At 59.7% G+C, this 20,314-nt stretch carries 18 protein-coding genes; all 18 read left to right on the top strand.

Going from position 1 to position 20,314, the window contains the following annotated elements; translation table 11 throughout:
• Positions 1-116: 116 nt before the first annotated feature.
• Complete coding sequence (locus DI396_RS10205) at positions 117-1,097, top strand: HlyD family secretion protein (protein WP_110796122.1); 981 nt, start codon at positions 117-119, stop codon at positions 1,095-1,097.
• Positions 1,094-3,850 (top strand): ribosome-associated ATPase/putative transporter RbbA, encoded by a 2,757-nt coding sequence (gene rbbA / locus DI396_RS10200; RefSeq protein WP_110796121.1) that lies wholly within the window; start codon positions 1,094-1,096, stop codon positions 3,848-3,850. Before DI396_RS10205 ends, rbbA begins: the two co-directional genes overlap by 4 nt.
• A 1-nt stretch (position 3,851) precedes the next feature.
• Positions 3,852-4,979, top strand: coding sequence for an ABC transporter permease (locus tag DI396_RS10195; RefSeq protein WP_110796120.1), 1,128 nt, complete (start codon positions 3,852-3,854; stop codon positions 4,977-4,979).
• Positions 4,980-5,442: 463 nt separating this feature from the next.
• Complete coding sequence (locus tag DI396_RS16940) at positions 5,443-5,652, top strand: DUF6506 family protein (RefSeq protein WP_407936308.1); 210 nt, start codon at positions 5,443-5,445, stop codon at positions 5,650-5,652.
• Between the two features lie 133 nt (positions 5,653-5,785).
• Complete coding sequence (locus DI396_RS10190; protein WP_110796119.1) at positions 5,786-8,506, top strand: cation-translocating P-type ATPase; 2,721 nt, start codon at positions 5,786-5,788, stop codon at positions 8,504-8,506.
• A gap of 429 nt (positions 8,507-8,935) precedes the next feature.
• Positions 8,936-10,384: a YfcC family protein gene (locus DI396_RS10185; protein WP_110796118.1), complete on the top strand. Its 1,449-nt coding sequence runs from the start codon at positions 8,936-8,938 to the stop codon at positions 10,382-10,384.
• A 13-nt stretch (positions 10,385-10,397) separates the two neighbouring features.
• Positions 10,398-11,627: an arginine deiminase gene (locus DI396_RS10180; RefSeq protein WP_110796117.1), complete on the top strand. Its 1,230-nt coding sequence runs from the start codon at positions 10,398-10,400 to the stop codon at positions 11,625-11,627.
• An 18-nt stretch (positions 11,628-11,645) separates the two neighbouring features.
• Positions 11,646-12,647, top strand: a complete 1,002-nt coding sequence (gene argF / locus DI396_RS10175; RefSeq protein ID WP_110796116.1) for an ornithine carbamoyltransferase — start codon at positions 11,646-11,648, stop codon at positions 12,645-12,647.
• Between the two features lies 1 nt (position 12,648).
• Positions 12,649-13,572, top strand: a complete 924-nt coding sequence (gene arcC / locus DI396_RS10170; protein ID WP_110796115.1) for a carbamate kinase — start codon at positions 12,649-12,651, stop codon at positions 13,570-13,572.
• Complete coding sequence (gene atpD, locus DI396_RS10165) at positions 13,569-14,978, top strand: F0F1 ATP synthase subunit beta (RefSeq protein WP_110796114.1); 1,410 nt, start codon at positions 13,569-13,571, stop codon at positions 14,976-14,978. Before arcC ends, atpD begins: the two co-directional genes overlap by 4 nt.
• Positions 14,975-15,385 carry an ATPase gene (locus DI396_RS10160; protein ID WP_110796113.1) on the top strand — a complete coding sequence of 137 codons (411 nt, stop codon included), beginning with the start codon at positions 14,975-14,977 and terminating at the stop codon, positions 15,383-15,385. The genes atpD and DI396_RS10160 overlap by 4 nt, the downstream gene beginning before the upstream one ends.
• Positions 15,382-15,669, top strand: a complete 288-nt coding sequence (locus tag DI396_RS10155) for an AtpZ/AtpI family protein (protein WP_110796112.1) — start codon at positions 15,382-15,384, stop codon at positions 15,667-15,669. The genes DI396_RS10160 and DI396_RS10155 overlap by 4 nt, the downstream gene beginning before the upstream one ends.
• Positions 15,670-15,719: 50 nt before the next feature.
• Entirely contained in the window at positions 15,720-15,965 is a 246-nt protein-coding gene (locus DI396_RS10150) for a hypothetical protein (RefSeq protein ID WP_235851822.1), read from the top strand.
• Positions 15,962-16,657, top strand: a complete 696-nt coding sequence (locus tag DI396_RS10145; RefSeq protein WP_110796110.1) for a F0F1 ATP synthase subunit A — start codon at positions 15,962-15,964, stop codon at positions 16,655-16,657. Before DI396_RS10150 ends, DI396_RS10145 begins: the two co-directional genes overlap by 4 nt.
• Positions 16,654-16,941, top strand: a complete 288-nt coding sequence (locus DI396_RS10140) for a F0F1 ATP synthase subunit C (RefSeq protein WP_110796109.1) — start codon at positions 16,654-16,656, stop codon at positions 16,939-16,941. Before DI396_RS10145 ends, DI396_RS10140 begins: the two co-directional genes overlap by 4 nt.
• Positions 16,942-16,945: 4 nt before the next feature.
• A complete protein-coding gene (locus DI396_RS10135; RefSeq protein ID WP_110796108.1) occupies positions 16,946-17,701 on the top strand; it encodes a F0F1 ATP synthase subunit B family protein in 756 nt (251 codons plus the stop codon).
• A 5-nt stretch (positions 17,702-17,706) separates the two neighbouring features.
• The gene (locus DI396_RS10130; protein ID WP_110796107.1) at positions 17,707-19,245 is read left to right on the top strand and encodes a F0F1 ATP synthase subunit alpha; all 1,539 of its coding nucleotides are present in this window, start codon (positions 17,707-17,709) and stop codon (positions 19,243-19,245) included.
• Entirely contained in the window at positions 19,229-20,170 is a 942-nt protein-coding gene (locus DI396_RS10125; RefSeq protein WP_110796106.1) for a F0F1 ATP synthase subunit gamma, read from the top strand. The genes DI396_RS10130 and DI396_RS10125 overlap by 17 nt, the downstream gene beginning before the upstream one ends.
• The last annotated feature ends 144 nt before the right edge of the window (positions 20,171-20,314 follow it).

The raw sequence follows: 20,314 nt of genomic DNA, 5'->3' as shown, positions 1-20,314 counted from the left end.
GCGATTGACGTTCGTCAATCCCCGGACGAGTGTAGATGAAAGATGCTATAGAATAGCGGGTGCGCGATGTGACGTTCACCCCAAGCTTCAGGAGTGACCGCGATGGGTGACATAGAATGAAATGGGTTTGGACAGTGCTTGTGATCGCGGGTTTGGCCATCGCCGGAGTGGGCATCTATTGGTGGCAAAGCACCGTCACATCAGCGCTCCCCGATGGTATCGCCGCGTCCAATGGGCGGATCGAGGCGGAACGGATCGAGATCGCGACCCGGCTTCCCGGCCGCATCACCGAAGTTCTCGTCGACGAAGGCGATTGGGTCGACGCCGGGGATGTGATCGCACGCATGGACACGATCGAGCTGGATGCCCAGTTGCACGCGGCGGTGGCATCGGTGCATCAGGCGCAGCAGCAGAAACTTCAGGCAGAGGCGCTGTTGCGCCAACGTAGATCCGAGCTTGTAACGGCGCGCGCCGAATTCGAACGGGTGTCCCAACTTGCTGTTGAAGGATTTTCCAGCGAAGCGCGGCTGGATGGTCAACGCACCGTTCTGGACACGGCCGAGGCCGCTATTGCGGCGGCGGAGGCGGGCGTACCGTTGGCAGAAGCAATGATTGCAGCGGCAGAGGCCTCTGTCGAAAGATTGCAGGCGTTGATCAATGATGCCACGTTGACCGCCCCGCGCGATGGGCGTGTGCAATATGTTCTTGCGCAGGAAGGAGAGATCCTGGGGGCGGGCGGGCGTGTTGCGACGGTCACAAACCTGTCGCAGATGTATATGTCGATTTTTCTGCCAACGCGTGACGCCGCACGGCTGGCGGTTGGCGATGAGGCGCGGATCATTCTTGACGCTATCCCCGACTATGTAATTCCTGCCAAAGTGACCTTTGTCGCCAGCACCGCGCAATTCACGCCGCGCTCTGTCGAGACAAGGGATGAGCGCGAGCAGCTTATGTTCCGGGTCAACCTGACCATCGTGCCGGATCTATTGGCGCAATACCAAGATCGCGCACGCGCCGGCGTTCCCGGGGTGGGCTATGTGCGTGTCAGCCCAGGCATTGATTGGCCGGCGGAGCTTGCCGTCAGACTGCCGCAATGACCACGGATCCGATTGTCGAACTTTCGGGCGTCACCCATCTTTATGGCCCGATTGCCGCGCTCGATGATGTCAGCTTGCAGATCCCGTCTGGCTGCATGGCGGGTCTGATCGGTCCGGATGGCGTCGGAAAATCCACACTCTTGGCGCTGGTTGCCGGGGTGCGGCGGCTCCAGTCGGGCAATTTGCAAGTCTTGGATGGCGATATCAGCGCGCCGCAGCATCGCAAGACCTGCAATCATCGCATCGCCTATATGCCACAGGGGCTGGGTCGGAATCTCTATCCAACGCTGACGGTCGCCGAGAATCTCGACTTTTTTGGCAGGCTCTTTGCGCAGCCCCTTGAGGAGCGCCAAGCACGCATCGCCGATCTGTTGGAGGCAACGGGGCTTGATCCGTTTCCTGATCGCCCCGCCGGAAAATTATCGGGGGGGATGAAGCAGAAACTGTCCCTCTGTTCTGCCCTGATCCACGATCCCGATTTGCTGATCCTTGACGAGCCGACAACCGGGATCGACCCGTTATCACGTCAGCAGTTTTGGGATTTGATCGACCGGATTCGACGCGAGCGCCCGACGATGAGTGTCATCGTCGCGACCGCTTACATGGAAGAGGCCGAGCGTTTCGATTGGCTGGCTGCCATGTCTGACGGGAAGGTCATGGCGACCGGCACGCCGGCAGAGCTGCGCGAGAAGACGGGGCAAGAGAACCTCGACAGTGCCTTTATTGCTCTGCTGCCGGAAGGCATCCGGCCCGAGCAGCAGGGCGTCGTTGTTCCCCCCTTTGAGCCCTTAAGCGATGCCCCTGCGGTGCAGGCAATATCGCTCACGCGCAAGTTCGGTGATTTTACTGCCGTGGACAGCGTCGATTTCGAGATCGCCAAGGGTGAAATATTCGGTTTCCTCGGTTCGAACGGCTGCGGCAAGACGACCACGATGAAGATGTTGACCGGCCTGCTGCCTGCGAGCAGCGGCGAGGCGCTGTTGTTTGGAGAACATCTCGACGCCAGCGATATGAAGACCCGTCAGCGCGTCGGGTATATGTCTCAGTCCTTTTCGCTCTATTCAGAACTCACCGTGCGCCAAAACCTTGAGTTGCACGCAGAACTCTACCGGATTCCCAAAAGTGAGCGGGCGGAACGGGTGTCCGAAATGCTGGAGACGTTCGAGCTGCTTGAGGAGGCCGATGATCGGCCCGATGGTTTGCCGTTGGGGATACGCCAACGCCTGCAGCTGGCGGTCGCGGTGATCCATCGCCCCGAGGTGTTGATCCTCGACGAGCCGACATCGGGGGTTGACCCTGTTGCGCGCGACGCCTTTTGGCGGCTTCTTATCGGGCTTTCGCGCGCGCAGGGCGTGACGATATTTGTTTCCACACACTTCATGAACGAGGCTGAGCGGTGTGACCGGATTTCCTTGATGCACGCGGGCCGTGTTCTGACCGTCGGCGCACCGGATGAGATCGTTGCCGCAACGGGCGCCGGAAACCTGAATGATGCTTTTGTCAGCCACCTGCGCGACGCCGACGATGAGGCCAAAGACGGCGCCGGCATGGAGCCGCAGACGGATGCCGCCGCCGGGTCCACCGCTCCCGCCGTGCCGCCGCGCGCGGCCGGCAAAGGTGATGTGCTGTTCGATCCGCTGCGCATGTGGGCCTTCGCACGGCGGGAGACAACAGAAATCATGCGCGACCCGCTCAGGCTTGCCTTTGCGCTTCTCGGACCGATCATCTTGATGTTGACCTTCGGCTATGGGATCTCTTTCGATGTCGAGAACCTGCCTTACGCCGCAGCCGATCAGGACCAGAGCGCCGAAAGCCGCGCATTGTTGCAGGCCTTCTCAGGCTCGCGTTTCTTTGAGGAACGCCCTCCCGCCTCTGGCGCGCAGGAGCTGGACGCGCGTTTGCGCGCCGGCGAGATCGCCATCGCAATTGAGATACCTTCGGGATTTGGACGTGAATTGCTTGGCGGCGATGTGCCTGAGGTCCGTGTCGCGCTCGATGCGGCGATGCCGTTTCGCGCTGAAACCGCACGCGGCTACCTGCAGGGATTGGTCGCGTCGTATATGCAAGATCAGGTCGAGCGCAGCTATGGCGAAGTGATCGACACCACCGGTGCGGGGATCGAAACACGGTTTCGCTACAATCAGTCTTTTGAGAGCGTAAACGCAATGGTGCCGTCAGTCATCATGATGATGCTGGTGCTGATCCCGTCGATGATGGCCGCCATGGGTGTGGTGCGCGAAAAGGAAACCGGTGCAATCGCCAATTTCCGCTCCACCCCCGTCACGCGTGGAGAGTTCCTGTTGGGCAAGCAACTGCCGTATGTGGTCATTGCCTATATCAGTTTCCTATCGCTTTTGGCGTTGTCCTACTTTGTGTTTGACGTGCCGATCAAAGGCTCTGCGACCGCACTTTTTCTCGGGACGTTTATTTATGTTCTGGCCACCACGGGGTTTGGTGTTCTCGTCTCGACGTTCACAAAAACACAGGTGGCCGCGACCTTTGCAACAGCTGTGATTTCGATCATTCCGGCGGTAAATTTCTCCGGCCTTCTGGTTCCGGTTTCATCCCTGTCCGGCGGGGCGCGTCTGGTTGGGCGCGGGTTTCCGGCGGCCTGGTATCAACAGATCAGCATCGGCACATTCACCAAAGAGCTTGGCTTTTCCGAGCTTTGGTTGAATTTTGTGGCTTTGACCGTCTTTGCGGCGGTGTTCGTGACGGCAGCCATCCTTTTGCTCAATAAGCAGGAAGATTGAAATGTCGCGCTGGCTGATCAACATCTACCTACTGGGCGTCAAAGAGCTGCGCAGCCTGTTCGCCGATCCGATTCTTCTTTTTCTGATCTTCTACATGTTCAGCTTCGCCATTTATGCCGTTGCCACCGGAGCAAAGACCGAAATCGGCAACGCCGCCGTGGCCTATGTCGATCTCGATCAATCGGCTTTGACCGGGCGGATCGTGGATGCCATCCTCCCCCCCGAATTCGAGGCACCGCAACGGATCGCGCTTTCAGAGGTGGATGGGGTCATGGACCGGGGCGAGTTCGTTTTTGTGTTGTCTTTCCCGCCGCGGTTCGAGGCGGATGTCCTTTCCGGGGCGCATCCATCGCTGCAGATGAATGTCGACGCGACAGCGATGACACAGGCCGGCAATGGGTCGGTCTACCTTCAAACCATCATTGCCTCCGAGATCGAGCGTTTTGTGACCGGTGATGACACATCCAGCAACCTGCCCATCGATCTTGTGGTCACGGCCCACTTTAACCCGAACCTGCAATCCATCTGGTTCAACTCTGTGATGCAAATCATCAACAACATTACCATTCTGGCCATCTTGCTGACCGGGGCGGCGCTCATTCGAGAGCGTGAACATGGAACGATTGAGCACCTGTTGGTTATGCCGGTGAACGCGACGGAGATTATGTTGGCAAAGATCTGTGCCAATGGTCTGGTGATTGTCGTCGGCGCGATCCTGTCGCTTTGGCTCGTGGTGCAGGGGTGGCTTCAGGTGCCGATTGCCGGTTCGATCCCGCTATTTGTTGCCGGAACAATTCTATATCTTGTGTCGGTCACAGGCCTCGGCATTTTGTTGGCCACCTTCACGACATCAATGCCGCAATTCGGGCTTTTGGTGATGCCGGTGCTGGTGATCATGAACCTGTTATCCGGCAGTACGACGCCGATTGAGAGTATTCCGTTCTGGCTGCAAGCGATCATGCAAGGGTCGCCCTCGACCCATTTTATCGCCTTTTCACAAGCGATTCTATATCGCGGCGCGGGGTTTGACACAGTTTGGCCGGATATGCTGGTGATGGCGATCCTGAGTACGGTGTTCTTTGCGATTTCGCTGATGCGGTTTCGCCAAACGATGGCCGGAAGCCAGTAGAGCGCCCAACCGCCGTTTGCCGAGAAAGGGAGGTTAGCCTTAGAGCTGTTGAAACCGGCTGTTTGTTTCGAATGCCCGCACGCGTGGACGGCATTGGGAAAGGCGCCCACAGTCCGGTAGATCCACTCGTGCGCTCTCTCTGACTGCATGCGCGACTGCGTTTTACGGGGCGGCGTTGGCCGATTGACGGATGTCAATCCTGGCGTCGCGATGCGGGTAAACTGTCCTCATCGCATATGCGCGGAGGCGGAAATGAAGCGTTATCCCGAAATAACGGCGAAACATCGCGAAGGCATTTGCCCGCTGGTGTCGGCATCGGCGCAGGCCTGCGCGCAGTCATGTGGATGAACGAAAGGAAGGCAAGCGTGCCGACCGGTAAGACAAGGCCGACGATGAGGTTGGAAACCAGTCGAAATGTAGTTTTCGCGTCGGGTACGGAAGGGACCGTGGTTGGCGCGACAGGTTGCGTTGGTGCGGAACCATTGCCGGTGATCTGGCGGTGCATGGATGTGCGGCGGTTGAATTGTGCGCCGGTTTTGCCCGGACTAACATCGGGAGAATTTTTCGGGCCGTTGATGGAAAAGCAACCGTCGGGGCGGCGCGCTTCGACACTCCCCCGCCTTGGAGGCAAAAGCGGTGCCAAGGTCGCTCGGGCCATGGGTTTTGTCCGTGAACCAATGGTATATCCGGAAAGGAGGGCTCGAAAGATGTTTGCTGTGGATGAAAGGGTGGGGTCAGAAACTGAAAGTTTCTGACCTGTTGGAAGAAAAGATCGCATGAGCCGCAGAAGAAAGGCGAAAGCCCGCATGAAAGAACTCGATGAGACCGAAGCGTTTGCCAAACACGCTGAAATCGTGACCCAAGAGCTCGCGGTGGATCCAGAATACGGGCTGGATGAAAGCGAAGTCGTGGCACGACGCAACCGCCATGGTCCGAACCAATTGCGTGCCCATGCCAAACAAAGCGCCTTTGCCATTCTTGCGCATCAGTTCAAAGGCGTGATCGTTTGGCTGTTGGCGTTTGCGGCGGGGTTGTCGTTCTATTTTCATGATATTGCCGAAGGCATTGCGATTGTTGTGGTTCTGGCGATCAATGCCGTGATCGGTTTTGTCACGGAACTGCGTGCGGCCCGTTCGATGGAGGCGCTTCTCGACATCGCCTCGGTCACCACGCGCGTCAGGCGCGGCGGACGCGCGCAGCACATTGACGCGCATGATCTGGTGCCGGGCGATGTCGTTCTGTTGGATGCGGGGGATGTGGTGACCGCAGATCTGCGGCTGATCGAGGCGTCGAACCTGCAATGCGACGAATCCGTGCTGACCGGCGAATCGGTTCCGGTGCCCAAGCAGACGGGTGTGGTTTCACCAAAGGCGGCAATCGGGGACCGGTCCTGCATGGCCTTCAAGGGCACGGCCATCACCCAGGGGGCGGCGACCGGTGTTGTGACCGCCACCGGGATGGCCACCGAGCTCGGCCATATCAGTCATCTGGTGCAGACCGCCGATTCCGCCGCCTCGCCGCTGGAAAAACGTCTTGATCGTTTGGGGCATCGGCTGGTTTGGCTGACGCTGGCGCTGGCCGCCTTGGTCATCGGCGCGGGCATTCTTCGTGGTCATGAGGTGGCTGCCATGCTTCAAACCGGCGTGGCACTGGCCGTTGCGGCCGTCCCCGAAGGCCTGCCGGTGGTGGCCACCCTAAGCTTGGCGCGGGGCATGTGGCGCATGGCGGCGCGCAATGCAATCATCTCGAACCTGTCGTCTGTGGAAACCTTGGGCGCGACCACGGTGATTTTGACCGACAAGACCGGCACTTTGACGGAAAACCGTATGACGGTTGCGGGGTACCTTGTTGCGGACGCGCGGCTAAATCTGGACCGTGAAGGAGAGGCTGTGCACTTCGAACGCGATGGGCGCAGGGTGGATCTCGAACAGGAGGTCCGCCTTGAACCCTTGCTGCGGATCGGGGCGCTTTGTAACGGCGCGTCATTGGGGCAGGGGGACGAGCCGCCGTCGGGCGATCCAATGGAACTGGCGTTGCTACGGGTTGCGCAGCAGGCTGGACAGGGGCGCGAAACGCTATTGACCGGTTGTGAAAAGGTGAGTGAATACTCCTTCGACCAAGACACCAAGATGATGGCAAGCGTGCATCGCAACGGTGAAGGGTTCTTCTATGCCATCAAGGGCGCGCCAGAGGCGGTGATCGGCAACTGTAGCCATGTTCTCGGCCCGCAGGGCGTGCAGGACTTGGACAGCACGTCACGCCATGAATGGGAGGACCGCAGCAGACAGGCGGCCGGCGAAGGGTTGCGTCTTCTGGCCTTGGCGATGAAGGAAACAGATCGTGACGATGAGGATCCTTACGCGGGACTGACGCTTGTCGGGATCGTTTGCTTGCGCGATCCGTTGCGCAGCGACGTCGTCGGGGCCATTGCCGCGGCCCGCGCCGCTGGCGTCCGGGTGGTGATGATGACCGGCGATCATGCCGACACCGCCGCTGCGATCGCAGGTCAGGCCGGATTGGGCACGGATGAGGGCCACCTGACAGTGATCGAGGGGGATGAGCTCACCGATTTCGACCCTCAAACGCCTGATCCCGCGCTGAGTGACCGTATCCTTGCCGCTGACGTCTTTGCCCGTGTCGCTCCTGCAACCAAACTCCACCTTGCCACGCTTTATCAAAGCCGCGGTCACATCGTGGCGATGACCGGTGATGGCGTCAACGATGCCCCGGCATTGAAAAAAGCCGATATCGGCATCGCGATGGGCCAGCGCGGCACCGAGGTCGCCCGCGAAGCCGCACGTATGGTGCTGCAAGACGATTCCTTTGGCACGATCATTGCGGCCATGCGGCAGGGGCGCGTGATCTTCGACAATATCCGCAAATTTGTCATCTATCTGATGTCGTGCAATGTCAGCGAGGTTCTGATTGTTGGACTGGCGGTCGGCGCTGGGCTTCCGATGCCCTTGCTGCCGCTGCAAATTCTGTTCCTGAACCTCGTGACGGATGTCTTTCCTGCCTTTGCCCTCGGGCTCGGCGCGGGCGATGAAAACGTCATGCGCCAACCCCCGCGCGATCCGGACGAGCAGATCATCGACCGCCACCGCTGGATGACCATCGCCGTTCTGGGCGGCGCGATCACCCTCGCGACGCTTGCTGCATTCTGGCTGGCGCTGCATTGGCTGAAGCTGGATGATGCCCCTGCCGTCACCGTTGCCTTCTTGACTCTGGCGTTGGCGCAGCTGTGGAATGTGTTCAACGTGCGGGTGCCCGCCGCGCGTCTTTTCGTGAACGAAGTGACACGAAATCCTTGGGTTTGGGGGGCTATTCTATTTTGCCTCGTGCTGATCGCGGCGGCACTTTGGTTGCCCGGTCTGTCAGAGGTCCTGAAGCTGCCCGATCCGGGCCCTGCGGGGTTGCTGTTGGCGGTGGGCGCAAGTTTGGGGCCCTTGGTGATCGGGCAGATTTTTATCGTCTTGCGGCGGGCGCCGGATCGGCAATCCCCTGCCCAAACCACTGCTAAATCGTAACCGAAGACGGCTGGCCCGCCCGTTGGTTCCGTTCCCGTTTGTCCGCGCCAAGTGTGTGAGTTGCGGGCAGGTAAGCCGTTTTCGAGCACGTGGCGCCCGCGTTGATCCCGTCCCATAGGGGATCGTTTGCACGATTGCTTTCGGTGAGGTGTCGCGCGTTTCCCGGACGCCTGCTTCGTTCAATTTCTTCTGTTCTGCGTCATAGTCAACGCAGAACAGCACGCCGCTGCGATCCTTGCGGCGGACCGTTGTCTTGCGCCCTTGCAGGCCGCCGCGTGGTTTGTCGGTTGCTGTGAAAACCGATGCATGTCCGCGCATTGACGAACGTCAATCTTGCAACCCCGGTGCCGTGGCACGTCTCTTACAGGATTTCAGAGCCACCGAGGGCAATTGACGCCTTTGGGTGAATTGTAGTGAAGGGAGATCCACATGCCGGATACCATACCAGCGACAGAAAACCCGGAGGCGCAGACGCAGTCGCGTTTTCCGACGGCCTACACGATCCTTTTTCTGCTTATCATATTGGTTGCGGCCCTGACGTGGATCATTCCGGCGGGCAGTTACGACCGCGTTCTGGACAACAACGTGGGGCGCGAAATCGCCGTCGCGGGCACCTATCAGGAGGTCGCGCCGAACCCTCAGGGTTTCTGGGACGTCATGCTCGCGCCGACGGCGGGGTTTTATGACCCGGACAGCTATGCCGCGAACGCCATTGATGTCGCGCTGTTCGTTCTTTTTCTTGGTGGGTTCCTCGGAATCGTCAATGCCACCGGATCAATCGACACAGGGATCCGGGCCGTCATGCGCAGGCTCAAGGGGCGTGAGATTTGGATGATTCCAATTCTGATGTCGCTCTTTGCGCTTGGTGGCACGACCTATGGCATGGCCGAAGAAACACTGGCTTTCTATGCCATTCTAATCCCGATCATGATCGCTGCCGGATATGACGCCGTGACCGGTATTTCGATCATATTGATCGGGGCGGGCATCGGCGTTTTGGGCTCTACTATCAACCCTTTCGCGACGGTTATCGCGGCCAATGCGGCGGGCATCCCCTTCACCGACGGGATTGTCTTGCGGTTCATTTTGTTGATCGGTGGTCTCGTCATTTGCGCCGCATACGTCATGCGATATGCCTCTCGGGTGAAGGCAGATCCTGCGCGCTCCGTCGTTGCCAAACATGCAGCCGCGCACCGTGCGATTTTTTTGAAAGATCGTCCTGATGCGTCTGAGGCGTCCAGCCTGACCGGAACACAGTCCATCGTTCTTGTCATTTTCGGGGTGACATTTGCGGTGATGATCTGGGGCGTTTCCTCGCAAGGCTGGTGGATGGCACGCATGGGCGCGCTGTTCCTTGGATCGGCCGTTGTCATCGGCCTGATCGCGCGGATGGGTGAGAAACAGATCACCGGAAACTTCGTCGACGGGGCGCGGGATCTTCTCGGTGTCGCGCTGGTCGTGGGACTTGCCCGTGCCATCGTTGTCATCATGGAAAACGGCCTCATCGCAGATACCATTTTACACGGTGCCGAACAGTCTCTGGGCGGTCTGGGGGACCTGGCCTTCATCAACCTGATGTTCTGGATCGAGGTCGGGATGAGCTTTTTCGTGCCGTCTTCTTCCGGTTTGGCGGTGTTATCGATGCCGATCCTGGCACCGCTTGCCGATTTTGCAGGCGTGGCGCGGAGCCTTGTGGTCACCGCTTACCAATCCGCAAACGGACTGGTGAACCTGATCAATCCAACCTTTGCGGTTGTGATCGGTGGTCTGGCCATCGGGCGTGTCTCTTATGATCGATGGCTTGTGTTTGTCTGGCCGCTGCTTCTGATCCTGACCGTTTTCATCTCACTCGCACTTAGCATCTCTGCACTTGTATGACGGAGCCAACCCCATGACAGATCATCCATTAGGCGTTCATTCCGAAACCGGCAGATTGCGGCAAGTCGTCGTTTGCCGCCCGGGTCTGGCGCATCGCCGCCTGACGCCGGACAATTGTCAGAGCCTGTTGTTCGACGATGTTTTCTGGGTCAAGCAAGCGCAGAAAGACCATGACGTTTTTGTGCAGACCATGCGCGATGAGGGGGTCGAGGTTCTGGATGTCAATGACCTGTTGGCGCAAACCTTGGACATCCCGGAAGGGCGCGATTGGCTTTTGGATCACCGGATCGTGCCGGACCAGATCGGTGTCGGCATGTTGCCAGACCTGCGGGCCTGGATGGACGAATTGCCGGGTGCGCAATTGGCAGAGCATTTGCTGGGCGGCCTTGCCACCGGCGATCTTCCATTCAAGCCATCGGGATTGTTCGGCAGCTATCTTGGCGCGCAGGGGTTCATTTTGCCACCGTTGCCAAACGCCTTGTTCACACGGGACAATTCCGCGTGGATCTTTGGTGGTGTGTCGGTCAATCCGATGTATTGGCCCGCGCGGCGTCCCGAGACGTTGTTGAACACAGCGATCTACAAATTCCACCCCAAATTCGCCGGCAAGACGACGATCCACTTTGGCGATCCGACCGTTGACCATGGGCTGGCCACGGTCGAAGGGGGCGACATCATGCCCGTTGGTGATGGCACGGTGCTCGTCGGTATGGGCGAGCGGTCTTCGCCGCAAGGGGTGGGCCAATTGGCCGAGGCCCTGTTTGACACGGGCGCAGCGCAGAGGGTTCTGGCCTTTGCGATCCCGAAATCGCGCGCGGCGATGCATCTGGATACGGTCTTTACCCTATGCGGCGGTGATGTCGTGACCACATTCAAGGAGGTTGCGGACGAGCTTGTCTGTTATGATATCCGTCCGGGTGAGGGCCGAGCGCCGCTGCAATTTCGCCATGACCCGCGCCCGATATTTGAGATCGTGGCCGAGGTGCTGGGCTATAGGCGCCTGACGATTGTTCCGACCGGTGGCAGCACCGAAGAAGAACGCGCGCGTGAGCAATGGAATGATGGCAACAACGTGCTGGCCCTGCGGCCCGGCGTCGTCATCGGCTATGACCGCAATGACGACACCAACGCCGCGCTCAAAGCGACCGGGATCGAGGTGCTGGCCATCCCCGGCGCCGAACTTGGGCGCGGGCGCGGCGGCGGTCATTGCATGAGTTGCCCGACCATTCGTGATGCGGTGTGATCTGAAAAGGAAACGACAATGGCTTTCAATCTCAAGAACCGGCATTTTTTGACCCTCCGCGATTTCACACCGCGCGAAATCGCCTTTCTGCTGAAGCTGGCAGCGGACCTGAAGGTAGCGAAATACGCCGGAACCGAACAGCCGACACTGCAAGGCAAGGATATTGCGCTGATCTTTGAAAAGGACAGCACACGCACGCGGGTGGGGTTCGAAGTTGCGGCCTATGATCAGGGCGCGCGCGTGACCTATCTGGGACCGACCGGCACGCATATCGGGCACAAGGAATCCGTCAAGGACACCGCGCGGGTGTTGGGGCGGATCTATGACGCCATCGAATATCGCGGCTTTGGCCAAGAGGTCGCCCGGCAGCTTGCCGAATTCTCGGGTGTGCCGGTCTATAATGGCCTGACGGACGAATTCCACCCGACACAAATCCTCGCCGATTTCCTGACCATGCAGGAACACGTCGAAAAGCCGCTGCACCAAGTGGCCTATGCGTTTCTGGGCGATGCCGGAAACAACATGGGCGACAGCCTTCTGATTGGCGGGGCAAAGATGGGGATGGACGTGCGCCTTTGTGCCCCGAAAGCGTGCTGGCCGGTGCAGGAGATCATCGATGCGGCCAAGGCGATTGCAATAGACACCGGTGCCCGCCTGACCATCACGGAGGACGTGGACGCCGCCGTCAAAGGCGTCGATTTCATCTACACCGATGTCTGGGTGTCGATGGGGGAGCCCAAGGAGAAATGGGCCGAGCGTATCGCATTGCTCAAACCCTATCAGGTGACGGCTGAGGTGATGGCCAAGACCGGCAACGCGCGTGCCTGTTTCATGCATTGCCTGCCGGCCTTTCACAACACGGACACTTCGGTGGGCACGGACATCAAGGAAACGTTCGGTCTCGATGCGATGGAGGTCACCGAAGAGGTTTTCGAAAGTCCCGCCTCGATCGTCTTTGATCAGGCGGAAAACCGGATGCACACGATCAAGGCCGTTCTGGTCGCAACCTTGGGGGCCTGAGATGCTGGTTGTGGCCGCCATCGGAGGAAATGCGCTGTTGCGGCGGGGCGAGCCGTTGACCGCCGAGACGCAGCGCGCGAATGTCAAGGTTGCCGCGCAGGCGCTGGCCGAAATCGTGCGCGCCGGGCATCGGTTGATTGTCACCCATGGCAACGGTCCGCAGGTGGGTTTGCTGGCCTTGCAAGGGGCGGCCTATAAACCGGACGAGGCCTACCCTCTCGATGTGTTGGGGGCCGAGACCGAAGGTATGATCGGCTACCTGATCGAGCAGGAATTGGAAAACGCGCTCGGTCACGATCACGCGGTTGCGACCCTGCTCACGCAAGTGGTCGTCGATCCGAAAGACACGGCCTTTCAGACCCCGACCAAACCCGTGGGGCCGGTCTATTCCCGCAGCGAGGCAGAGGCGCGCGCCAAGGCCGCAGGGTGGGCTATCGCGCAGGACGGCGATCATTGGCGCCGGGTTGTGCCCTCGCCAAAGCCGGTCGAAATCCCCGATCTTCGTGTGCTGCGGTTGTTGCTGGACCAAGGCGTGACGGTGATCTGTGCCGGGGGGGGCGGCATTCCCGTGATGCGCCGCGCGGATGGCGCGATGATCGGCGTCGAAGCGGTGATCGATAAGGATGCTGCAAGCGCGCTTCTGGCGGCTGATATCGGCGCAGATGCTTTGTTGCTTCTGACCGATGTCGACGCGGTCTACAAGAATTTCGGCGCGGAAGGGGCCGCTCCGATTGCCACCCTGACACCGGACGAGGGCCGGGCGATGGACCTGCCCGCAGGATCCATGGGGCCAAAACTGACGGCGGCATGTGATTTTGCCGAGGCCGGAGGCTTGGCCGGGATCGGCCGGTTGCGTGATGCCGTGCATATCCTTGGCGGTTCGGCGGGCACGCAGGTGGTTCAACTTGATCGAGGCGAGACATGACCACAGACACCAGTATCGAGAAGACCGACATCAAGCCGGAACCTCGGACGGATGGCACAATCGTCGCCATTCGGGGCGGTGTTGTGGATGTGGCGTTTGAAGCCGAGGTGCCGCGTATCCATGACCTGCTTTACGCGGGGGATGTGCCGCTCGAAGTGTCCGCGTTGATCGGGCAAGGGGTCGTTCGGGCGATGGCAATGGCCCCGGCGCGCGGGCTTGGCCTTGGCATGCGGGTGCGGGCAACCGGCGGCCCGATTGAGGTGCCTGTGGGCGAGGCTGTCCTTGGGCGTATGCTCGATGTGTTCGGCGCTCCCATCGACGGACGCCCCGCGCCGGAAACCGATTTGCGCCGGTCAATCCATCAAACGCCCCCCCCCTTACGCGCGCGCGTTTTGCATTCGGCGTTTTTGGAGACGGGCATCAAAGCGATTGATCTGCTGTCGCCGATCGAGCGCGGCGGAAAGACCGGGCTTTTCGGCGGGGCAGGGGTCGGAAAGACGGTTTTGATCACCGAGCTGATCAACAACACCGTGCAGCACCACAAAGGCGTCAGCCTGTTTTGCGGCATTGGCGAGCGGTCCCGCGAGGCGGAAGAACTTTACCGTGAAATGGGTGAGGCGGGCGTGCGTGAAAAAACCGTCATGCTGTTCGGCCAGATGAACGAAGCCCCCGGCGTGCGGTTTTTGATTGGCAATACCGCTTTGACCATGGCGGAGCATTTCCGCGACGAGAAGGGGCAGGATGTGCTTTTGCTGATCGACAACATCTTTCGCTTTGTGCAGGCCGGATCCGAAGTGTCCGGGTTGATGGGCCGGATGCCGTCGCGCGTCGGCTATCAACCGACCTTGGCCACAGAACTCGCCGCTCTTGAGGAAAGGATCACCTCGACGCAGCGGGGCGCGATCACGTCGATTCAGGCTGTCTATGTTCCGGCGGATGATTTCACCGATCCGGCCGCCGCCCATATTTTTTCGCACTTGTCGGCCTCGGTTGTGCTGTCGCGCAAACGGGCGAGCGAGGGGCTTTATCCGGCGGTTGACCCGTTGGCCTCGGCATCGGTGATGCTGACCCCTGCGGTGGTTGGCCAACGGCACTACGATATCGCCCGCACGGTGCGTAGCACACTGGCCGAATACGAAGACCTGCGTGATATCATCGCGATGCTGGGCCTTGAGGAATTGTCTTCTGCCGACCGGCTCACCGTCGCCCGCGCCCGGCGGTTGGAGCGCTTTTTGACGCAGCCTTTTGTGACGACCGAAGCCTTTAGCGGGATGAAGGGCCAAACTGTGCCGATCTCTGCGACGCTCGACGGGTGTGAGACGATCCTGAAACAGACAGAATTTCCATTGCCCGAGAGCGCCTATTACATGATCGGCGGTCTGGATGATCTGGAGGCCGCCCGATGACGATGGCCACAGATATGAGCGTGGCACTGCAATTGCCGACGCGGATCTTGTTCGAGGGTCGCGCAGACCGTTTGACCGCTGTTGCACCGACCGGCGCCTTCGGGATTTTGCCGAACCATGTCGATTTTGTCACGGCATTGGTGCCTTCGGTGATGGCGCTACATCTGCCCGATGGAACAGAGGCCATCTTCGGCATTGATGAAGGATTGCTTGTCAAGAAAGGCCGCAATGTCTCTGTGGCCGTTTTGCGCGCTGTCTACGGCGATGATCTGGACAGCCTACAGCAGAGGGTGGAGACAAGTTTCATGCAGATGGACGAAGAAGAACGGCAAGCCCGATCTGCTTTGTCCCGGCTCGAGGCTGACATGGTGCGCCGCTTCGCCGAATTGCAAAGGCCGCTGTTATGAGCCGTGACCCCGACAAATCGGTGAAAGATATCGCACGGCACGCCGCGCGGATGAAATCCTCGCGGGATCATCCGGCTCCGAGCCCTCTGCGCGGCATTGGCACCTTCGGGATGATCGGCTGGTCCATCGCTGTGCCGACTGTTGGCGGTGCATTTTTGGGCCTTTGGTTGAACCGCGTGGCCCCACAAGATTTTTCATGGACGATTGCCCTGATCCTTGGCGGTGTCGTTATCGGTGCGTTTATCGCCGCCGCATGGGTCAACAAAGAAGGAGGTGAGGATTGATGGCTGTGGATTGGACTGCTCTGGCGTTGGGGGGCGTGGCAGGGACTTTCATGAGTGTGGTGTTCTTCGCCGGATTGGCGTTTGGCATGCAGCGCGCCTTGCAAGCTGAATACACCATTAAAATTCTGGCTCTGAGCGCGGTCGTGAGAATTGCAGCGTTCTTGGGTATCGGCTGGGTTGTCGTAACGCAGGCCGGGCCGTGGGCCTTCGCGGGATATGGTATCGCCTTTTTCATCTGTCGCCGCGCCGCAACCACATGCGCGGCAATATCTTTCCCGTCTGGAGATGCAAAATGAGCCTTTCTCCGGATGAAACAATCCTGTTCATTCTCTTGGGTTTCCCGATCAATGCGACCATTTTTTTCACATGGGTTGTGATAGCGGTGCTGACCGTTGCCTCGTTTCTCATCACCCGAAACCTGCGCGCCGATGTGCCCCCGAACCGTTGGCGCACCGCTTTGGAGGTGATTGTGCAGGGCATTCAGGCGCAGATCGAAGAGATCGCAGAAGGCCCATCCCGCCATCTTCTCTATTTCGCGGGCACGTTGTTTTTGTTCGTGGCGGTTTCGAACCTGCTTCTGGTCGTTCCGGGGTTTGAACCGCCGACCTCCTCGCTATCGACGACAACGGCTCTGGCGCTTTCGGTTCTTGTGGCCGTGCCCCTTTTCGGCATCTCCAGCCGGGGCCTTGGCGGCTATCTCAAGACCTATGTCGAGCCGTCGTTCATCATGCTGCCCTTTAACATCATTTCGGAGTTTTCGCGCGGTGTCTCGCTGGCCATCCGGCTATATGGCAACATCATGAGCGGCGCGGTGATCGCGGCCATTCTCCTGACTGTCGCGCCATTCTTCTTTCCGGTGGTTATGGATCTGCTCGGCCTGCTGACCGGTATGATCCAAGCCTATATCTTCGCGATCCTGGCAACAGTCTATATTTCGAGCGCCACCGCGCCCAAACACCCATCCACAACACAGGAGCATTCTCCATGACTGACCTCGCAATTATTGCAGCGATCTCTATTTTTACCGCCGGTTTGACGGTGTCCTTCGGGGCGATTGGCCCGGCTTTGGGGGAAGGCAGGGCGGCGGCTCAGGCGCTCAACTCGATCGCGCAGCAACCCGACGCCGCTTCGACGCTGTCGCGCACGCTTTTCGTCAGCCTCGCGATGATCGAATCTACGGCGATCTATTGTTTTGTTGTTGCGATGATCCTGATTTTCGCCAACCCGTTCTGGACGGCGGCGGTGGAAGCGGCATCCACGGCGGGCGGTTGATCCGATGTCCATTGACTGGCTCACTGTTGCGGCGCAGATCGTAAACTTTCTGGTGCTCGTATGGCTGCTAAAGCGGTTTTTATATCGTCCAATACTGGATGGGATCGACGCGCGTGAGGCTGAGATCGCCGACCGGATGCAGGTCGCTATGCGTGCCAAGGAGGAGGCGAGGGTTGCAGAGGCCGAGTATCGCGCGCAACTGTCGACGCTTCAATCGGAGCAGGCGTCGGCAACAGAGGCCGTGCGCCGGCAGGCAGAACAGGACAAAGATGCCCTGTTGACCGAGGCACATGAGCGGGTCGAACGCGAACGCACCGCTTGGCAGGCGCATCTCGATGACGAGCGGCGAAATTTTACCGCCAAAATGCAGCGCGCCGGTGGTCACGCGCTGCTTGAGCTGACCCGCAAGGCGCTCGCTGACCTCGCGGATGAGACACTCGAGGCGCGCATGGCGGCACATCTTGCCCGCCAGATCGGTTCATTTGACAGCACGCTACAACATGCGGCGGGTCATCCCGATGATGCGGTGGTGACCAGCCATGCGGCTTTGCCAGACCCGATACAGGAGGATCTGACGGCGGAATTGCGGCACCGGTTTCCTGACATCGAGGTGCACTTTGACACGGATCAGAGCCAACCCCCCGGGTTGATCTTGCGTATTGGCGGCGCACAGCTCGCATGGACGGTCGACACCTATATCGATGATCTGAACGACCTTATCGCCGACCAACTGGTTGTCGGTGCCGAGCAGAGGGCGTGATTTTAATGAACCCTGAAACCAAAATACCCTCTGTCGAGCCGGACGACGTGTTGCGCCTCTTGCTGCAAAGCCCGTCCCCCGCGCCGCAGCTCAGCGAAGTCGGAGAGGTGGCCGAAGTCGGCGATGGTATTGCAATTGTTTGCGGGTTGGAGCGCGCCTTATCCGATGAGGTGTTGCAGTTCGAGAGCGGCGTCAGCGGCATTGTGCTCGACCTCGAACCTGGCCGTCTTGGGGTGGTTCTTTTGGGCCCGTCCGAGCGGATCACCGTGGGCGAACGGGTGGTCAGATCGCACCGCGTGGTCAGCACGAGGGTCGGAGAAGAGCTGCTGGGCCGGGTTGTGGATGCGCTCGGCAACCCCAGCGACGGCAAAGGCCCCCTGAAAACCGAAAAGCTGCATACTGTTGAGGTGGAAGCTCCGCAAATTCTTGCACGCAAGGCGATTTCACGCCCCCTTGCGACAGGGATCAAAGCGATTGATGCCGCCGTGCCTATTGGTCTTGGGCAGCGTCAGTTGGTGATCGGCGACAGGCAGACAGGGAAAACCTCCATCTCAGTCGATGCAATTCTCAATCAGAGCTCCACCGATGTGATCTGTATCTATTGCGCCATCGGCCAGCGGGGCGATGCGGTGGCCAAAGTTGTCGGTGCGATCCGCGATGGCGGCATGACGGACCGGACCATTATCATGGCCGCCGGCGACGAAGAGGCTGCGGGCCTGTCCTATGTCGCGCCCTATGCCGCCATGGCCATGGCAGAGAGTTTTTCGGCGCAGGGCAAAGACGTGTTGATTGTGTTTGATGATTTGACCCACCACGCCCGATCCTATCGCGAGCTGTCATTGCTGTTGCGCCGGCCGCCAGGACGGGAGGCCTTTCCGGGCGATATTTTTTATATCCACGCCCGGCTATTGGAGCGCGCCGGTCAGTTTGCCGACACGGTCGGGGGCGGATCGATCACCGCCTTGGCAGTGGTTGAGACACAGGCAGAAAACCTCTCGGCCTATATTCCGACCAATCTTATCTCGATCACCGATGGGCAGGTTTATCTATCGCCCCGACTTGTGCGCAAGAACCAGTTTCCCGCCGTCGATTTGGGGAAATCGGTCAGCCGGGTGGGTGGCAAGGCGCAAAGCCCGGCCTTTCGGTCCGTGTCGGGCAATCTGCGCGTGACCCTGTCGCAATTCGAAGAACTGGAGGATTTTGCCCGGTTCGGCACCCGTCTTGACGACGCAACCCGTGCCCGCCTCACACGCGGCGCTGCGGTTCGTGGGGCCTTGCGACAGGCCGAACGCGATCCGATGCCCGCCATTGAGCAATTGACTGTTCTAACGGCGGCGAACGAGGGCGTCTTTGATGATTTGAGTGAAGGCGATGCGGATGCGGTGATGCAGCGACTGCGGGCCGAGGCGCGGCGCGACTTTGTGGACCTTGCCAAGCAGATCACAGACGGCGCGGCGGTGGATGACGCGGCGCAACGCCGGATGATCGCTCTCGGGCACCGTCTGCGCGATGAAAAGGCAGGCGGACATGTCCCAAACACTTGAAACCCTGACACGCCAGATGGGCAGTATGGAGAGCATCCATAGTGTGGTGCGCACGATGAAAACGCTGTCGGTAATCAATTCCGCACCCTACGAACAGGCCAACCGTGCCATCGAGGCCTATCATCAGACCGTGCGCGATGGCCTTCATGCGTTTCTTTGCGCTGCCGGTCTGCCGGATTTTTCCGCGCAAAGGATCGGTTCTCAGGTCATGGTGGTCTTCGGTTCCGATCACGGTCTGTGCGGCAATTATAACGAGATTCTCGCGGCGCATGTGGCAGGTCATATGAAGGCTGCCCAAGGGCGCGCGCCAATCGTTTTATGTGTCGGAGCTCAAATGGCTGACGCGCTGGGCGACCGCTCCATTGGCGTCGAACGGTTATTCTTGCCGCCCGCGTCGGTCGACGGGATCGGACGGTTGGCGAACCTGCTGACGCAGCATATCGACGATCTGCGCCTCGGCTCCCATGCGTCGGAGATAGCAGTGGATTTGGCGTTCACCGCCCGGCGCGACAGCGGTGTGCAAGCCGCGCAAACCATGCCGTTGCTCCCGCTCGACGCGACGGTTTTGAACGACCTGAAGCAGACGCCTTGGGTTTCGCGCAGCCGGCCGACCTTTACGATGTCCTCGGCGGCGCTTTTCCGTGCCTTGGTCCGCAGTTACGTTTTCGCAAGCCTGTTCAAAGCCTCGGCCGAAGCGATGGTGACTGAAAATGCCGCGCGGCTGGCCTTGATGCAGCAAGCGGATCAGTCTGTTGAGGATAGGCTGGAGGTGCTTCGATCTGACGCGAACGCCCTGCGTCAGGACGGTATCACTACCGAGCTTCTGGATGTGATCATCGGGTTTGAAGCCCTGAAGAAACCCCGGCGCCGGTCACAACCCGGGACGACCAAAACCTTCAATACGTCATCTCGAAAAACCCGATGAGAGCGGTATGCGCGGGGGCGGTTATGCTTTTGGCAGCGGCGGGCTGAGCATGGGCATGACCGCACCCACGCCCGTGGACCAACGAGCCGCCGGAATGGCCGGTTCGGATTGTAGGTGCGGTTTCGGGGTCTCGTCCGAAATTGG

It is taken from the genome of Litorivita pollutaquae (assembly GCF_003205515.1).
GTDB lineage: Bacteria > Pseudomonadota > Alphaproteobacteria > Rhodobacterales > Rhodobacteraceae > Litorivita > Litorivita pollutaquae.
This window is presented reverse-complemented; position numbering and strand designations above follow the sequence as displayed.

Excerpts from the sequence above, each read along its gene's own strand:
- DI396_RS10180 (WP_110796117.1), top strand. The coding sequence starts at position 10,398 with ATGACAGATCATCCATTAGGCGTTCATTCCGAAACCGGCAGATTGCGG.
- argF (WP_110796116.1), top strand. The coding sequence starts at position 11,646 with ATGGCTTTCAATCTCAAGAACCGGCATTTTTTGACCCTCCGCGATTTC.
- DI396_RS10205 (WP_110796122.1), top strand. The coding sequence starts at position 117 with ATGAAATGGGTTTGGACAGTGCTTGTGATCGCGGGTTTGGCCATCGCC.
- DI396_RS10140 (WP_110796109.1), top strand. The coding sequence starts at position 16,654 with ATGACTGACCTCGCAATTATTGCAGCGATCTCTATTTTTACCGCCGGT.
- DI396_RS10155 (WP_110796112.1), top strand. The coding sequence starts at position 15,382 with ATGAGCCGTGACCCCGACAAATCGGTGAAAGATATCGCACGGCACGCC.
- DI396_RS10125 (WP_110796106.1), top strand. The coding sequence starts at position 19,229 with ATGTCCCAAACACTTGAAACCCTGACACGCCAGATGGGCAGTATGGAG.
- arcC (WP_110796115.1), top strand. The coding sequence starts at position 12,649 with ATGCTGGTTGTGGCCGCCATCGGAGGAAATGCGCTGTTGCGGCGGGGC.
- DI396_RS10145 (WP_110796110.1), top strand. The coding sequence starts at position 15,962 with ATGAGCCTTTCTCCGGATGAAACAATCCTGTTCATTCTCTTGGGTTTC.
- rbbA (WP_110796121.1), top strand. The coding sequence starts at position 1,094 with ATGACCACGGATCCGATTGTCGAACTTTCGGGCGTCACCCATCTTTAT.
- DI396_RS10150 (WP_235851822.1), top strand. The coding sequence starts at position 15,720 with ATGAGTGTGGTGTTCTTCGCCGGATTGGCGTTTGGCATGCAGCGCGCC.
- DI396_RS10190 (WP_110796119.1), top strand. The coding sequence starts at position 5,786 with ATGAAAGAACTCGATGAGACCGAAGCGTTTGCCAAACACGCTGAAATC.
- DI396_RS10130 (WP_110796107.1), top strand. The coding sequence starts at position 17,707 with ATGAACCCTGAAACCAAAATACCCTCTGTCGAGCCGGACGACGTGTTG.
- DI396_RS10195 (WP_110796120.1), top strand. The coding sequence starts at position 3,852 with ATGTCGCGCTGGCTGATCAACATCTACCTACTGGGCGTCAAAGAGCTG.
- atpD (WP_110796114.1), top strand. The coding sequence starts at position 13,569 with ATGACCACAGACACCAGTATCGAGAAGACCGACATCAAGCCGGAACCT.
- DI396_RS10135 (WP_110796108.1), top strand. The coding sequence starts at position 16,946 with ATGTCCATTGACTGGCTCACTGTTGCGGCGCAGATCGTAAACTTTCTG.
- DI396_RS10185 (WP_110796118.1), top strand. The coding sequence starts at position 8,936 with ATGCCGGATACCATACCAGCGACAGAAAACCCGGAGGCGCAGACGCAG.
- DI396_RS10160 (WP_110796113.1), top strand. The coding sequence starts at position 14,975 with ATGACGATGGCCACAGATATGAGCGTGGCACTGCAATTGCCGACGCGG.